Consider the following 15,575-nt stretch of genomic DNA (forward strand, 5'->3'; position numbering starts at 1 on the left):
GATCTCCACACGAGCGGCGCACGGCGTCCACAGCCACCCGGCATCATCGACACGATGGACTACGCACACTGGCTCCAGGACTTCGAAGCCGAAACGGAACGCAGGCGGCAGCACGAGGATCCGCCGTGGGCGCGGGGCGCGCGGCTGCACCCCGACGTCGCGCGGAGCGTGCAGCGGTTCCAGGTCGGCGAAGCCGGCGACGGCGCCAACCTCATCGCGAAAGCCGCCGGCGACGGCGGTTACCTCGCGACCGTCGAGCTCTTCGTCGCCGAGGAGCAGAACCACGCCCGGATGCTCGCCGAGCTCCTCGGGGCCGCCGGTGTCCCCACCATCCAAACCCACTGGTCGGACACCGTGTTCGTGCGGCTGCGGCGGGCGCTCGGGCTGCGGCTGGAACTGATGGTGCTGCTCATCGCCGAGGTCGTCGCGCTGCGGTACTACCGCGCCCTGCGCGACGGCACCGGCGACCCGCTCGTCACGCAGGTCGCCGCCCGGATCCTCGCCGACGAGGAGCGGCACGTGCCGTTCCACTGCCACCGGCTCCGGGCGGCCTTCGACCGCTTTCCCCGGGGACTGCGCGCCGCGGTGTTCGGTGCCTGGCGGGTGCTGCTGCTCGGCGTTACGATCACCGTCGCCGCGGACCACGGGCGAGCGTTGCGCGAACTCGGCGTCGGACGGCTGGTGTTCGTCGCGGACGTGCTCACCGCGTTCGAAGCGGCGCTCGCGACGATCCGCGGCGAGGAGCCGAAACCGGCGCCGAGGCACGTCCCGCGGCGCGCCCGGCCGAGAGGGCTTGTCTAGGGCGTGAGCTGCTCCCACAGGAACTCGAACACCAGCGCCCATTTGAACGCCAGCTGCTCGTTGTCCGCCGCGGCGCCGTGGCCGCCTTCGATGTTCTCGTGGTAGCGGACGTCGTGGCCCTGCTCGCGCATCCGGGCCACCATCTTGCGGGCGTGGGCGGGGTGCACGCGGTCGTCGCGCGTCGACGTCACGAACAGCGACGGCGGATACGTGCGTCCACTGTGGACGTTCTGGTACGGCGAATACGCGCCGATGTACGACCACTCCGCGGCGTCGTCCGGGTCGCCGTACTCCGCCATCCACGACGCGCCGGCCAGCAGCTGGTGGTAGCGGCGCATGTCCAGCAGCGGTACCTGGCTGACGATCGCGCCGAACCGGTCCGGGTAGCGCGTCAGCATGACACCCATCAGCAGGCCGCCGTTGCTGCCGCCCTGGATCCCCAGCTTCGCCGGCGTCGTGATGCCCCGCGAAACCAGGTCCGCGGCCACCGCCGCGAAGTCCTCGTACACGCGGTGGCGGTGCGCCTTGATCGCCTGGGTGTGCCAGCCGGGCCCGTACTCGCCGCCGCCGCGGATGTTCGCGACGACGTACGTGCCGCCGCGCGCGAGCCAGCCGCGGCCGATCATCCCGCTGTAGGACGGCGTCAGCGAAACCTCGAAGCCGCCGTAGCCGGTCAGCAGGGTCGGGCCGCCCTCGGCGCCGGAGGGCCGGACGACGAAGTACGGGATCTTCGTGCCGTCCTCCGACGTCGCGAAGTACTGCGCGACGCTCATGCCCGAAGCGTCGAAGAACGCCGGAGCCTGCTTCAGCACTTCGACCTCTTCGCCGACGTGGCCGTAGCTGAGGGTCGACGGCTGGAGGAAGCCGCTGGAGTCGATCAGGTACTCGTCGCTGACGTCGGGATCGGTGTCGAAGATGTCCGCGCTGCCGAACTCGGGGCCGCCCGCCAGGGGCTCGTCGGTCCAGCCGTCCGGGCCGGGGGTCAGGGTGCGCAGCTCGCTGCGGACGTCGCGCAGCGTGCCGAGGAGCAGGTGGTTGCGCGTCCAGGCCCAGTACTCGAGCGAGGTGTGCGCGTCGGGCGTGAACAGCGTGGTGAAGGACCGGTCGCCGGCCATGAAGGCGTCGAAGAGGATGGCGATGAGCGAGCCCGCCGGGTGTTCCGTGCCGCCGACGGTCCACGCCGTCCGCGGCCGCACCAGCAGCCATTCGCGGCGCACGGACGCGCTCGCGTCGTCCGGTACGTCGATCTTGACCAGCCCGCCGGGCGTCCGCAGGTGCAGCTCCGAGCGGTAGAAGTCGATCGCGCGGCTGACGAAGTCGCGTTCGAAGCCCTCGGTCGGGTCGTGCGACGCGCCGATCGAGACGTCGTCGGGCTTGCCCTCGAAGACCGTTACGGCTTCGGTGAGCGGCGTGCCGCGGCGCCACTCCTTGGCCAGCCTCGGGTAGCCCGAGCTGGTCAGCGAGCCCGGGCCGAAGTCGGTGCCGAGGTAGACGCGGTCTTCGTCGATCCAGCCGATCCGCGTCTTCGCCTCCGGCACCGTGAACCCGTCTTCGACGAACTCGTGCGCGTCGAGGTCGAACTCGCGGACCACCGTGGCGTCCGCGCCGCCGCGGGACAGCTCGACCAGGCCGCGCCGGTAGCCCGGCCGCAGCACGGTGGCGCCCTGCCAGACCCAGTTCTCGCCCTCGGCCTCGGCCAGCGCGTCGACGTCGAGCAGCAGCTCCCACTCGGGTTCGGCCTGCCGGTAGGACTCCAGCGTCGTCCGCCGCCACAGGCCGCGCGGGTGGCTCGCGTCCTGCCAGAAGTTGTAGAGGAACTCGCCGCGGCGGCGCACGTACGGGATCCGGTCGTCGGCGTCGAGCACCTCGCGCAGCTCGTCACGCAGCTCGGCGAACCGCGCGCCGGTGGTCAGCTCGGCCAGCGTCTCGTCGTTGCGGGCGCGCACCCAGCCGAGCGCGTCTTCGCCGGTCACTTCTTCGAGCCACAGATAGGGGTCCTCGACGCTACTCATGACAGACAGTCTCGCCTGGTCGAGGGCCCGGTGGCCACCCGGTGGCGTTTTCGTTTCGTGATCCCTGCCTCCTGGGGTGTCCGTATGCTGGTGCCACAGCAGCAGGGGGAGAACGTGAACGACGCCGAACCGCCGTGGCCGGGGACGGCCCGGCCACCGGAACCCGCATGGGTGCCGGAGCCGAACCCGTGGGCCCCGAACTGGGCCGCCGCCCCGCCCGTCCCGATCGCCCCGCCGCGCAACCGGCTCTGGGGCGCCGTCGGCGGGGTGCTGGTCGTCGTGGTGGCCTTCTCCCTGATCGCCGCCACCATCCCGCGCCGGGTCGACGGGCACGCCGTCGTCGCGCAGGGCGCCGACACCGGCCGCGCCTACGGTGGCGGCTCGGACAAGAAGCCCCCGAAGGCCGTGCCGGAGCTGGCCCGCAACCCCCTGCTCGGCGACGGCATCAGCCCCGGTCCGGCCACCTGCTCCCTGCCCGACCTCGGCCGTGCGCCCGAGCAGCTCAAGGCCTACTACGGCGCGCTCGTCGACTGCCTGGAGCAGTCGTGGCGCCCGGCGCTGGAGAAGGCGAACGAGCCGACGCTGACCGCGACCGTTTCGGTGACGCTGCCCGGCCACAGCGCCTGCGGCGCGGCGCCGACGGAGAACGAAGCCGTCGCCTACTACTGCGGCGGCGACACCACGATCTACGCCCCGACCGACTGGATGCTGTCGGACGCCGGGCTCAACAAGGCCCGGCACATCGCGACGATCGCCCACGAATACGGCCACCACGTGCAGCGCGAGAGCGGCATCCTGTCCGCGGCGGCGGACAAGATGACCTCGCCGGACGAGCACAGCACGGCCGACAAGGAGGTCGTCCGCCGGATCGAGCTGCAGGCGAACTGCTTCGGCGCGCTGTTCCTGGCGGCGGTCGCCGGCTCGGGCTCGATCAGCCGGTCGCTGGCGAACGCCGCCGTCGCCGACTACGGCCGGGCCAACGACAGTGACACGCACGGTTCGCGCGAGCACCAGCTGTCCTGGGCGAAGGCGGGCTACGACGGCAAGGCCACGAAGGCGTGTGACACGTGGAGCGCGCCGGTCGACGAGGTCAGCTGACGCGCCAGGCCGGGTCGCGCCCGAGGAGGGCGAGGAACCGGTCGAGCCGGCTCGCCCCGGCGGGGACTTCGACGCTGCGGGCGAACGAGCCGTTCTTCTCGCGGCCTTCGTCCGGGATCCGCTCGGCGAGCTTGAGGGCGATGTACACGGCCTCGTCGTCCGGCTCGTAGGGCAGGCCGAGCGTGCGGGCCAGGTCCCAGCCGTGCGCGACCGTGTCGACCAGGTGCATGTGCGCGGCGATCGCGCCGGGGAACGTGCCGAAGTGGTTGATGGTGAGCTGCCGCTCCAGCACGGCGTCGTCGGCGAAGGCGTCGAGGAAGTCGTCCACGGACGCCTGGTACGCGGCGTAGGCGTCGTCGCCGAGGGTGCCGGCGTCCCAGTCCGGGGCCGAGCCTTCGCGGGCGGCGGTCGCGAAGGCGTGGTTCTCGCTGACCTGGTGGCGGAGCAGATCGGCCAGGGTCCAGCCGGCGCACGGCGTGGGCCGGGCCAGGTCGGCGGGGGTCGCGGCGGCGACGAGCTTGTCGAGGACGAGCAGGGTGCGGCGGTCGAGTTCGCGGAGATCCATGCTTCGCACGCTAGGCGGGGGAGAGGACCACGAGGAGTGCCAAATCCCTCCCAACCTTCGTGGGCCAATCTAGACTGAGACGGGTGGAGATCCACATCGACCTGACCGGTCCACGTGGCCACCGCGACGCGATCTACCGGCAGCTCCGCGCGGCGATCCTGGACGGCCGCGTCCGGCCCGGCGAGGCACTGCCGCCGACGCGTGAGCTCGCGCAGCGGCTGGCGGTCTCCCGGACGACGGTCAGCGCGGCCTACGACCGGCTCACCGCCGAGGGCTTCCTCACCGGGCGCGTCGGCGCGGGCACGTTCGTCACGGCTTCCCCGGCGGAGCGCCCTTCCCCGGCGCCCGTTTCCGGGGTGCGGCCCCTCCCGGAGTGGGAGGCCGTCCCGCCGCCACCCGCGCCCTTCGCCCCGGCACCGGAGTTCGACTTCCGGCCCGGCGTCCCCGACCTCACGCTGTTCCCGTTCGACACCTGGCGCCGTCTCGTCACGCAGCGGCTGCGGGCGGGCCAGGCCGGCATGATGACGTACGGGGACCCGCAGGGCCACGCGCCGTTGCGGGCGGAGATCGCCCGGCACGCCGGGGTGTCGCGCGACGTGCGGGCGAGCGCGGCGCAGGTCGTCGTCACCGCCGGCGCCCAGCAGACGACGGACCTGGTCGCGCGGGTACTGCTGCGGCCCGGTGACCTGGCCGCCGTCGAGAACCCCGGGTACCCGCCACCGCGGCTCGTGCTCGGCGCGCGTGGTGTCCGCGTCGCGCCGGTGCCGGTGGACGCCGAAGGGATCGTCGTCGGCGCCATCCCGGCGGGGACGCGGCTGGTCTACGTGACGCCGTCGCACCAGTACCCGCTGGGCCTGCCGATGTCGCTGGAGCGCCGGCTGGAGCTGCTCGACTGGGCCGAGCGGAACGACGCGGTGCTCGTCGAGGACGACTACGACAGCGAGTTCCGGTACACGGGCAGGCCCTTGGAACCGTTGCACAGCTTGGATTCCCGGGGCCGGGTCGTCTACGTCGGGTCGTTCTCGAAGGTGCTCTCGCCCGCGTTGCGGCTCGGGTTCCTCGTCGCGCCGCTCTCGCTGGTGCCCGCGTTGGTCAAGGCCCGCTACCTGACCGACTGGCACGCGCCGAACGTCGAGCAGGCGGCACTCGCGGCGTTCATGGCCGAAGGCGGCTTCGCGCGGCACGTCCGGCGGATGCGGAAGATCTACCGCGAGCGGCACGAAGTCCTGTCCACGTTGCTCGCCCGCGACTTCGCGGACTTCCTGACGCCGTTGCCGTCGACCGCGGGCCTGCACCTGAGCGCGGTCGCGGCGGCCGACTGCGGCGGCTTGGTCCGCGCCGCGCGGCGCCGCGGCGTCCGGCTGTACTCGCTGGGCGACTTCGGCGTGGGGGAGGACCGGCGGCACGGGCTCGTCTTCGGCTACGGTTCGGTCACGGCCGAGCGGATCGAGCCGGGACTGGCCCGGCTGCGCGCGCTGGCGGACGAAGGAGCGGCATGACCGACGACGTGATGGTGGCGATCGACGCCGGTCTGCGGCAGCACATCGGCGGCGACCGGGCGGGCGCGTACGCGACCTTCACGGCGTTGTGGGCCTCGATCGGCTCGGACGGCGACCCGCTGCACCGCGTCGCGCTGGCGCACCACATGGCGGACGTCTGCGACGACCCGGCCGAGGAGCTCGAGTGGGACCTGCGGGCCTTGGCGGCGGCCGATTCGCTGACCGACTCGCGGGCCCAGGAGTACCACTCGTCCCTGGCGGTGCGCGGGTTCTACCCGTCGCTGCACCTCAATCTGGGCGAGGACTACCGCAAGCTCGGCGACCTGCCCGCGGCCCGCGAGCAGCTGGCACTGGCCCGAGCCCGCCTCGACGCCCTGGGCGACGACGACTACGCCGCCGGGATCCGGCTCGCGGTCGAGGACCTGGCCGGACGCCTCGCCTGAATCGGTTCGAATACCACGAAGACGCCCCGTTTGCCGGACTTTCGCCCCGGCCCCGGTGGCCCTAACCTGTGGTGATCCAGCTCACCGACGGGAAGGATCGCCATGCGGATTGCGGATCTGCTGCGCAAGAAGGGGTCGGCGGTCGCGACGGTCACCCCGGACACCACGGTGACCACGCTGCTGGCCGGACTGGCCGAACACAACGTCGGAGCGATGGTGGTCGTCGCCCCGGACGGGTCGATAGCGGGAATCGTCTCGGAACGCGACGTGGTCCGCCGCCTGAACGAGCGCGGCCCGGCCCTGCTCGACGGGCCGGTCTCGGAGATCATGACGAAACTGGTGGCCAGCTGCGGCCCGGACGACTCGGTGGACCAGCTGTCGGTCCTGATGACGGAGAGGCGAATCCGCCACGTCCCGGTCCTCGCCGACGGCCGGCTGGCGGGGATCGTCTCCATCGGGGACGTCGTGAAGAACCGGATGGAACAGCTGGAGCAGAGCCAGGAACAGCTTCAGGCGTACATCTCGCAGGGCTGACGTCGGGTCGTACCACCACGGGTGCTCGCCTCCCGCGGGGCGAGCACCCGTCCTGTTCGGAGCCGGCTCGTCACCGCCCGATCGGTGCGGAATGGGGAAGGTCGGCGGCCAGCGTCTCGAAGTACCGCCACTTCGCCCATTCCCGCCGGTTGCCGATGACGTAGAGACGCCGCTTGGCGCGGCTGACCGCGACGTTGAGCAGATTCGGTTTGCCCGAAGCCCATTTGCGGGCGCCCGGGCGGTCGGGCGCACTGCCGAGAACCAGGATGACGATGTCGGCCTGCTTGCCCTGTGCGGTGTGCACGGTCCCGGCCACCAGTCCCGGGTGCCGCCCGGACCGGCGGGCGATCTGGCGGGCGATGTCCCGGAACGGGCCGATGATCAGAACCTCGGACATGTCGAAATCCAGTCCCGTCAGCGTCGCGAGAATGCGATCGAGCTGACGGCCCTCTTCGGGAATCCAGTGGCCTTGGGCGCCGTCGCTCGCCACATCGATCCACTTCGACTCCGGCAGGCTCGGATAGGCCCGCTTGAATTCCGCTGCCGGTCCCGGAGCGGTGCCGTTGATCATGAGCCCGTCATAGGCGACCGTGTTGACGATGTCGAACATCGGCTGATCGCAGCGGCGGTGCACGGTCAGCGGCACGCCCACCCAGGTTTCACCGTCGTCGTCGCGCAGCCGGGTGCCCAGTGAAGTGAGCCGGTCGGCCAGGCGCTGGACCGAGGTCCGGCTGGTCAGCCACTGCTCGTCGACGCGGAGTTCGGTGCGGATCGCCTGCTCGGTGCGGAACGGCAAGGTGGTGATCGGTTCGAGCTGGAGGGGGTCGCCCACGACGAGCGCGCGTCGCGTCCGCCACAGGGCTCCGACGGCGTTCTGCGGAGTCGCCTGCCCGGCTTCGTCGATGAGGAGCCAGCCCAGCGCTTCCTTGCCCAGGTGGCTGAACAGGCGCGCGTAGGAGGCGAACGTGGTGGACACCACGGGCACCACGAAGAACAAACTCTGCCACGCGACCAGCACCGCCTCGGCGGGGGCGTCTCGAGGGGCGTCGCCGGTGAGGACGTCCATGGCGGCCTGCAGGTTGCATCGCACCGCGGTGGCCGCGTGCCGCAGGAATGCCTTGTGCAGCGCCAAGGCGGCGAACAGCAGCTCGGTTCGCGCACTGTTCCACACCGCGTCCGTCCACAGCGCGCTCGCTTCCCGGCGTTCGCGGTCATCCCACCAAGTGTCGTCGGGAAAGTGCGGTCCGAGGGCCTCCGCGGCTTTCCCGAGCCGGTCATCGAGCGCGGCGAGTTCCTCCTCACCCGCCCGCACCGAACGCTCGGCGTCCGCCTCGGCTTGGATGGCGGTGGAAATCGCCTGGTCGATCAGCGCCAGCTCCCGGCGTGCCGCGATGAGCGGCGTGTGTTCGACCTCGGGCAGCGGAATTCCCTCGGCCAATGCGGTTCGTGCCCGGCTCAGCTCCCGCACGGCGGTGTCGAACGCGCGTTGGGCGGTTTCGACCTCCCACTGGGCGGCGTCCCGGTCCCGCTGCGCCGCGGTCAGTTCCTGCCTGGCCGCGATCACCTGGCTCGCCAGCCAGTCGTCCCGCCAAGCCCACTGCTTCCGGGCGCCGCCGAGGGTGCGCAGCCGTTCCCACGCCCCCGGAAACGCTGATCGGTGAGCGAGGTGGGCCTGCTCTCGCGCGTCCACCTCGGCCTGCCATGTCCGGACGACGCGTTCGGCCTCGGTACGACGTGCCGTTCCGACCCGCGCGAGATCCGCCCGGCGTGCCTCGACGGTCTTCTCGGCCAGCTCGTGGCGTTCGCGGGCCGCTTGTTCTTGCGCGGCTTGACGGGCTCGGGCGATTTCGAGTGCAGCAGCGGCTTCTTTCGCTTCCTCGGCGACGGCGGCCGTGCGTCGAGCTCGTGCCGCTGCCACGCTCTCGGCGGCCTTGAACCTGTCCTCGAGCCGGCGGGCTGTTTCTTCCCGCACCTCGGACCGGCGAAGGAACGCTTCCCAGGTTTCCGACCGTTCGGTGCGAATGGCCTCGACGCGTGCTTCGGCGCTCCGGAACTCCTGGACGGCCGCGGCCCAGGATTGCTCGGGCTCCTCCTGTTCGTAGCCCTTGAGCACGGCCAGCAGGCCGTGCCACTCGTCGTCCTTCGCGGTCCGCGGAGTGTGGTACCAGAACGTGCTGACGAACCGGTTGCGGTTGGCCTTGTTGCCCAGCCTCGCCGCCACCAGTGCCCAGGCATGCTGGCCGCCCGAATCGCCGCTTGAACTGCCGCTCGAACTGCCGCCCGGTCCTCGCGGCTCGGCGTCCGGTTCCGGCGCGAGCAAGGCGGAGGCGATGGCGGGGAAGTAGTCGACGGCGGCAGCGCGGTCCGCCCAGGCTTCGTCGATCGCGGCCGCGGCCGGGATTTCGTCCGTGACGTTCTGCACGGCTCCGTTGTTCGCCGAGGCGACCACCATTTCGAAACCGGTGAGCTCTGGGCGCCAGTGGGACAGCACCCGGGTGCGATCCCCGGTCCGCCAGCGCGACTTCCGGCCCGAGAAGGCGTCGCCCGGCTCGGTCAGCGCGGCCAGTTCGCGGGCCCGGCCCACCACCAAACCGGCGATCAGGTCGCGCAGCATGGTGGTCTTGCCGGTGCCGGGAGGGCCGTTGACGCCCATGACCCCGGCCGAGCCGGCCGTCAGCATTGCCGTGCTCACGGCCAGCTGCTGGTTCAGGGCCAGCGCGTGCTGCGGTTTGCTCGGCCAGCGGCCGGCCGGTACGGCGCCGGGTGCCGTCGCGGCCAGGACGACATCGGTCCGGGTGCGGACGTCGACGCGGCGAGTGGTGCGGATTTCGGCGTTCGGGAGCAGGTAGTCCCGCAGGGCGGCGCCGATGTTCCCCTTGGCGGTCTCTTCGCCGACGAGCCCCAGGTCGCCCATGATCATGCTGTTGAGGAAATCGTGACCGGCCGCGTTGTCGGCCTTGCGCCGGGAGACGATCCGGCTGCTGATCCGGACCTCCGGACACGACAGCGTCCCGGTCGTGCCGGCAGCGGCGACAGCGACGGCGAGACATCGCGCGAGCGCCTCGTGGTCCAGCACTTGCGGAACGTATTGCGGAACGTCACCGTCCACCTGCAGTTCGTCGGCGACCTCGTCGCGCCAGGCGCGGGAGAAATCGAGGGTGTCGTCCTGGAAGAGCGCCGGCCAGTCCGGATCGCAGTGCCGGTCCCGCGCCAGCTGCCCGGTGGCCCAGGCACAGCTGGAAAGGACCTCGGAGTCGAGCAGGGCCCGTCCGTCTTCGCCGACGAGGAAGGCCGCGACCGCGCTGTCTCCGGCAGGCCGCTCGTCATAGCTGTCCTGGTCGGGCTCGAAGACCCGCGAGAGCACCTCGAACACCTCGTCGAGCCGGTAGACGCCCAGATACACGAGGTGCTGCCAGGTTTGGTTCGGCTTCAGCTCCCGGTCGGCGAGGTCGTGCTCCGGTTCCCACGGCAACGGCTGTCCCGGGCGCACGGTGAACACCAGCTTCTCGTGACTGGATTTGTCCACTTTCTGCGGGCTGAACATTTCCACGGTGCGCCAGAACTCGACGATCTCCGCTCGTGCGGTGTCCGCGCCCGATTTCAACCCCGGCTCCGATCGTCGATTCCGTTGCTTCGTCAGCGTCGAAGATAGTGCCTTTCGAGTGGGTTTGTTCAGCCTTTCCGGTAATCGAGCGGAGGGAGCCGGCTCACTCCCGCCAGCCGGACAGCTCCACGCCCTTCGCGACATCCACCCGGTACGAAAGCGTCACCACCCCCGTTTCCCCGGGCGCCAACGTCAGCTTCCAAGTCAGCTCACCCAGCTCCGACGTCTCCACCGGCTCAGGTGACGATCGAACGTCCTTCACCGTGATCGTGTCGTCCCGCGACACCGGCGCCTGATCCAGCACCGTCACCACGGCCGGGCGAGGCCCGTGGTTCCCCACCGAAATCCGGTACTCCGCCTCTCGCCGCTTCTGCCCGGACAAAGTCGCCTTGGACGCCGTCCGCCGGACCAGTTCCCGCTCCACCCGGATCCGGTCGTCCACGCCCAGGGCCAGCTCCAGTTCCTCCCCGGGCGCCCACGGTTCGAGCATCGTCGTCCCGACGAACTCCGCGTCGTGGAACACCGAAGCGCGCCCCGGCCGCAACGCATGCTCCGAAGTGTTCACCACCGTCGCCCGCAGGTAGGCCTCCTCCGCCAGCACCGGCGCCGTGACGTATCCCAGCGACGCCGTCAGATCCAGCTGCGCCAACGTCGTCCGGTGTCCCGCGGCGCCGGACGGCACCGCCACCGGGCGCGACGGGCGGTACGTGACCGCCGTCGTGCCCTGTTCGACCGCGGCGAACTTCGGGGCCATGGCCGCCGCCGCGAACCGGGCGCCGTCCGGGATTCCGCCGCCCGCGCCGCCGTACGCCGCCGCCGGCGCTGCCGGGGCCACCGGGACCGGGCGGACCCGGTCGAGGTACCACGGACGCAGTTCCGGCACCACCACCGACACCGCCGGCCGGGCCGTCGACAGCGCCAGTTCGCACTCCGGCCAGTCCTCGCCCGTCTGCTGGCTGACCAGACCGTACGACACCACCGTGACGTCGGTGCCGCGCACGCGGACGTCGTAGCCCGGTGTCCAGCTCGCGCCGGCGACCACATAGGACAGTTCCAGCTCGGCCGTCCCCGACGGGTCCGGGATTTCCAGCTCCACGACCACCGACGTGCTGTCCTGCCACGCCTGCCCCCGGTGCGCTTCGATCCGCCGGTCGAGCGCGTCGAGGTCTTCGCGCAGCCGGGCGATCCGCTCGGTCAGGACCCGCCGCGCCTTCAACGCCGAGGCCAGCCGCTCGCTCACCGCGTCGGTCACCTCGGCCACGCGGGACGGCTCGGTCGTTCCAGCCGCCAGTGCCTTCGCGAAGCTGCCGCCGCTGCGCTTCGCGAGTGAAGTCAACAGATCCACCTTCATCGCTTCGGCCGCTTCGTCGTCCACGACGCTGTCGAGCGTGGCTTGGTCCGAACGCCGTTGCTCGACGAGCGTGCGCAACACCGCGTCGGCCGGGGAGGGGTGCTGCTCGGTCCGGACGTCGACACCGGTGATCAGCGCCGGCCCGGTGCCGGTGACTCGCACCGATTCCGCGTCGAGGGCCGGGGACAGCCCGGCGAACGTGACGCGCGATCCGCCGTCGAGCGGCACGCGGCCCCGGCGGGTGATCCGGGCCTGCTGCGGGTAGACGGTCACGGCGGCGATCGGCGCTTCCACGGTCGGCATGCCTCCGACGTTAGCCTCTTGACACCCCCGCGGGCGGGACGGAAGTCTCGGAACTCGTCCGCTTCGCCCGGCTTGGGGGTTTGAGTGAAAGCCGCACGAACCGCAGTCCTGCTCCTCGCGCTCGCGACCCTGCCGCTGACCGCGGTGACCGCCGAAGCCGCGCCGCCCGCCCCGGTGTTCACCGGCGGCCAGGCGCAGCCGGTGTTCGACCCGGCCGACGTCGTCCGCGAGGACGTCTGGGTCACCGCGCCGGTCGACAGCGACCACGACGGCGCCGACGACCTCGTGCACGCCCAGGTCGTGCGCCCGCGCGCGACTCAGCAGGGCCTGAAGGTGCCGGTCGTCTACCAGGCGAGCCCGTACTACGCCGGCGGCAACGACATCGCCAACCACGACGTCGACGTCGAGCTGTACGCGCCCGGCCAGGCCCGCGGCCCGGAAGGCCCGCGCGTCGCCGCGCACGGCGTCGGCCCGGCCGCCCCGATCGGCTGGCGCTACCAGGATTACTTCACCGCGCGCGGGTTCGCCGTCGTCTACGGCGAATCGCTCGGCACCGGCCTGTCCACCGGCTGCCCGACCACCGGGGACGTCAACGAGACCATCGGCGCGCGCTCGGTCGTCGACTGGCTCAATGGCCGCGCGACCGCACAAGACGCGAACGGCGCCGCCGCGAAGGCGGACTGGAGCACCGGCAAGACCGGCATGATGGGCGTGTCCTACAACGGGACGCTGCCCAACGCCGTCGCGAGCACCGGCGTCGAAGGGCTCGAGACGATCGTGCCGATCGCCGCCATCTCCAGCTGGTACCAGTACTACCGCAACGACGGCGCGGTCGTCGCGGCCGGCGGGTTCCAGGGCGAGGACGCCGACGTGCTCGCCGAGTACGTCTACACCCGCGCCGACCGGCGGATCTGCCGCCCGGTGATCGACGGCCTGACCCGCGACCAGGACCGGGTGACCGGCGACTACACGCCGTTCTGGGACGTCCGCAACTACCGCAACGACGTCGCCAAGGTGCACGCGTCGGTGCTCGCGGTGCACGGCCTCAACGACTGGAACGTCAAGACCGACCAGGTCGCCGAGTGGTACGAGGCGCTGAAGGCCCACGGCGTCGAGCACAAGATCTGGCTGCACCAGGCCGCGCACGCCGACCCGTACAACCTGCGGCGCGACGCCTGGCTCGCGACGCTGAACAAGTGGATGTCGCACTACCTCTACGGCATCGACAACGGCATCCAGAACGAACCGAAGGCAACGATCCAGCGCGAGGACAAGTCGTGGACCGACGAGGCCGACTGGCCGGCTCCGGGCACCGCCGACGTCCGCGTGTACCCATGGCCGGGCGGCCGGTCGAAGGGCGCCCTCGACACCCACGACCCGGTCCCGGGCACGGCGGCCGCCGAAACCCTCGCCGACGACTCGTCGAAGACGATCGAGCAGCTGGCCGGGCTCGCGTCGTCCGGCAACCGCCTGCTGTACGCGACGCCGGCGGCGAAGCAGCCCGTCCGCCTCTCCGGTACCGCCAAAGCCGACCTGGCGCTGGCGTTCGACCGGCCCGCGGCGAACGTCACGGCGATCCTGCTCGACCGCGCGCCCGACGGCACGTCCCACATCATCAGCCGGGGCTGGACCGACCCGCAGAACCGCACCTCGCCGGCGCGCACGGAACCGATCACGCCGGGGCAGACCTACCGGATCGGCGTCGAGCTCATGCCGAAGGACTACGTCCTCGCGGCGGGACACCGGCTGGAGTTCCTGCTCGCGTCCAGCGACCACGACTACACGCTGCGTCCGAAGCCGGGCGCCGGGCTGGCGCTCGACCTCACGAAGACATCGGTGACGCTCCCGGTCACGGGTGGCAAGCCGGCCCTGCGAGCCGCGTTCGGCTGACGGCGGCGATCCCCTGATGTAACGATCGTCGCAGGTCAGGCGACTCATGGGGGCATCCACGAGAGGAGCCGCCATGACCTCGACCACCGAACCGACCCTGGAGAGCCTGCGCGCCCGGCTGTCCGGCACGGTGCTCACCGACGGTGACCCCGGCTACGACACCGCCCGGTCGGTCTGGAACGGGGAGATCGACCGCCGGCCCGCCGTGGTCGTGCGGCCGGCCGGTCCCGGGGACGTGGCGACGGCGCTGGAGTACGCGCGCGAAGCCGGGCTCGACGTCTCCGTGCGCGGCGGCGGGCACAACTTCGGCGGCGCCGCGGTCGTGGACGGTGGCCTCTGCATCGACCTGAGCTCCCTCGACGCGATCACCGTCGATCCCGTGGGCCGGACCGCGCGCTGCGGCGGCGGGACGACCTGGGCGCGGCTCGACGCCGCCACCCAGGCGCACGCGCTGGCGGTGCCGGGCGGCACGGTCAGCCACACCGGCGTCGGCGGTCTCACCCTCGGCGGCGGCTTCGGCTGGCTCACCGGCAAGCACGGGCTGGCCTGCGACAACCTGCTCTCCGCCGAGGTCGTCACCGCGGACGGCGAGGTGCTGCGGGCGTCCGCCGAGGAGCACCCCGACCTGTTCTGGGCATTGCGCGGCGGTGGTGGCAACTTCGGTGTCGTCACCGAGTTCGAGTTCCGGCTGCACCCGGTGGGCCCGATCGTCCACTTGGGCCTGTTCTTCTGGGGCCTCGAGGACGGCGTGGCCGCGTTGCGCCAGGCCCGTGAAGTGCTCGAGACGCTGCCCGGCGAGATGGGCGTGCTCGTGGCCGGGCTCAACGCGCCGCCCGCGCCGTTCGTCCCCGAAGCCTTCCACTTCCGGCCCGGCTACGCCCTGCTGATCGCCGGGTTCTCGGGGGAGGAGCAGCACGCGGAGGCGATCCGGGCCGCGCGGACGGGACCGGCGCCGTTGTTCGAATTCGTTTCGCCGATCCCGTACGTCGAGCTGCAGCAGATGATCGACGGCGCCGCGCCGTGGGGCATCCTCGGCTACGAAAAGGCGGCCTTCGCCGACGCGTTCACCGACGAGGTCATCGAGGTGATCGCCGACTTCCTGCCGCGCAAGAGCTCGCCGATGTCGATCATGCCGATCTTCTCGCTGCACGGAGCGTTCGCCGAAGCCACCGACGACGGCACGGCGTTCGGCGGATCCCGGCGGAAGTGCCTGGCCGTGAACATCGCCGCCATCGCCGCCGACCCGGAGGCGTTCGCGGCCGACCGGGCCTGGGTACGGGAGTTCTGGGCCGCGCTGGCGCCGTTGTCGGCCAACGACGGTGGCTATGTCAATTTCATGGCCGAGTACGAAGCGGACCGCGTCCGGACGTCGTACGGGCCCGCGAAGTACGAGCGCCTCGCCCGGATCAAGGCCGTCTACGACCCGCGGAACGTCTTCCACCACAACGCGAACATCCCGCCCGCGACGTGAGGGG

General features: G+C 71.6%; 11 protein-coding genes. 7 read left to right on the top strand and 4 right to left on the bottom strand.

Annotated elements, in window-relative coordinates:
* Positions 1-54: 54 nt before the first annotated feature.
* Positions 55-801, top strand: a complete 747-nt coding sequence (locus AB0G28_RS34105; protein ID WP_361098725.1) for a ferritin-like domain-containing protein — start codon at positions 55-57, stop codon at positions 799-801.
* On the opposite strand, the gene AB0G28_RS34110 is transcribed toward AB0G28_RS34105, so the two are convergent.
* Positions 798-2,813, bottom strand: a complete 2,016-nt coding sequence (locus AB0G28_RS34110) for a prolyl oligopeptidase family serine peptidase (RefSeq protein WP_361098728.1) — start codon at positions 2,811-2,813, stop codon at positions 798-800. The genes AB0G28_RS34105 and AB0G28_RS34110 overlap by 4 nt on opposite strands.
* 114 nt (positions 2,814-2,927) lie before the next feature.
* Here AB0G28_RS34110 and AB0G28_RS34115 point away from each other — a divergent pair, with 114 nt between their 5' ends.
* Positions 2,928-3,911, top strand: coding sequence for a neutral zinc metallopeptidase (locus AB0G28_RS34115; protein ID WP_361098866.1), 984 nt, complete (start codon positions 2,928-2,930; stop codon positions 3,909-3,911).
* Here AB0G28_RS34115 and AB0G28_RS34120 read toward each other — a convergent pair.
* Complete coding sequence (locus AB0G28_RS34120) at positions 3,904-4,476, bottom strand: TIGR03086 family metal-binding protein (protein ID WP_361098731.1); 573 nt, start codon at positions 4,474-4,476, stop codon at positions 3,904-3,906. The genes AB0G28_RS34115 and AB0G28_RS34120 overlap by 8 nt on opposite strands.
* An 83-nt stretch (positions 4,477-4,559) precedes the next feature.
* Here AB0G28_RS34120 and AB0G28_RS34125 point away from each other — a divergent pair, with 83 nt between their 5' ends.
* The 3 genes from AB0G28_RS34125 to AB0G28_RS34135 all read left to right on the top strand — a co-directional run bounded on the left by AB0G28_RS34125 (position 4,560) and on the right by AB0G28_RS34135 (position 6,952).
* A complete protein-coding gene (locus tag AB0G28_RS34125; RefSeq protein ID WP_361098734.1) occupies positions 4,560-5,975 on the top strand; it encodes a PLP-dependent aminotransferase family protein in 1,416 nt (471 codons plus the stop codon).
* On the top strand, positions 5,972-6,418 hold the full coding sequence (locus tag AB0G28_RS34130) for a hypothetical protein (protein ID WP_361098737.1): 447 nt from the start codon (positions 5,972-5,974) through the stop codon (positions 6,416-6,418). The genes AB0G28_RS34125 and AB0G28_RS34130 overlap by 4 nt, the downstream gene beginning before the upstream one ends.
* Before the next feature lie 102 nt (positions 6,419-6,520).
* Entirely contained in the window at positions 6,521-6,952 is a 432-nt protein-coding gene (locus tag AB0G28_RS34135; RefSeq protein ID WP_361098740.1) for a CBS domain-containing protein, read from the top strand.
* 70 nt (positions 6,953-7,022) lie between these two features.
* Here AB0G28_RS34135 and AB0G28_RS34140 read toward each other — a convergent pair whose 3' ends face one another.
* Positions 7,023-10,700, bottom strand: coding sequence for an AAA domain-containing protein (locus AB0G28_RS34140; protein WP_361098743.1), 3,678 nt, complete (start codon positions 10,698-10,700; stop codon positions 7,023-7,025).
* Positions 10,660-12,210, bottom strand: a complete 1,551-nt coding sequence (locus AB0G28_RS34145) for a DUF4139 domain-containing protein (RefSeq protein ID WP_361098746.1) — start codon at positions 12,208-12,210, stop codon at positions 10,660-10,662. Before AB0G28_RS34145 ends, AB0G28_RS34140 begins: the two co-directional genes overlap by 41 nt.
* 84 nt (positions 12,211-12,294) lie before the next feature.
* On the opposite strand from AB0G28_RS34145, the gene AB0G28_RS34150 reads away from it, so the two are divergent.
* Positions 12,295-14,100, top strand: a complete 1,806-nt coding sequence (locus AB0G28_RS34150; RefSeq protein ID WP_361098749.1) for a Xaa-Pro dipeptidyl-peptidase — start codon at positions 12,295-12,297, stop codon at positions 14,098-14,100.
* Between the two features lie 73 nt (positions 14,101-14,173).
* Entirely contained in the window at positions 14,174-15,571 is a 1,398-nt protein-coding gene (locus AB0G28_RS34155; protein WP_361098752.1) for an FAD-binding oxidoreductase, read from the top strand.
* Positions 15,572-15,575: the final 4 nt, after the last annotated feature.

The organism is Amycolatopsis sp. NPDC021455 (assembly GCF_040640995.1).
GTDB lineage: Bacteria > Actinomycetota > Actinomycetes > Mycobacteriales > Pseudonocardiaceae > Amycolatopsis.

Coding starts and splice junctions, on each gene's coding strand:
- AB0G28_RS34105 (WP_361098725.1), top strand. CDS start 55: ATGGACTACGCACACTGGCTCCAGGACTTCGAAGCCGAAACGGAACGC.
- AB0G28_RS34110 (WP_361098728.1), bottom strand. CDS start 2,813: ATGAGTAGCGTCGAGGACCCCTATCTGTGGCTCGAAGAAGTGACCGGC.
- AB0G28_RS34120 (WP_361098731.1), bottom strand. CDS start 4,476: ATGGATCTCCGCGAACTCGACCGCCGCACCCTGCTCGTCCTCGACAAG.
- AB0G28_RS34130 (WP_361098737.1), top strand. CDS start 5,972: ATGACCGACGACGTGATGGTGGCGATCGACGCCGGTCTGCGGCAGCAC.
- AB0G28_RS34135 (WP_361098740.1), top strand. CDS start 6,521: ATGCGGATTGCGGATCTGCTGCGCAAGAAGGGGTCGGCGGTCGCGACG.
- AB0G28_RS34140 (WP_361098743.1), bottom strand. CDS start 10,700: ATGTCGCGAAGGGCGTGGAGCTGTCCGGCTGGCGGGAGTGAGCCGGCT.
- AB0G28_RS34145 (WP_361098746.1), bottom strand. CDS start 12,210: ATGCCGACCGTGGAAGCGCCGATCGCCGCCGTGACCGTCTACCCGCAG.
- AB0G28_RS34155 (WP_361098752.1), top strand. CDS start 14,174: ATGACCTCGACCACCGAACCGACCCTGGAGAGCCTGCGCGCCCGGCTG.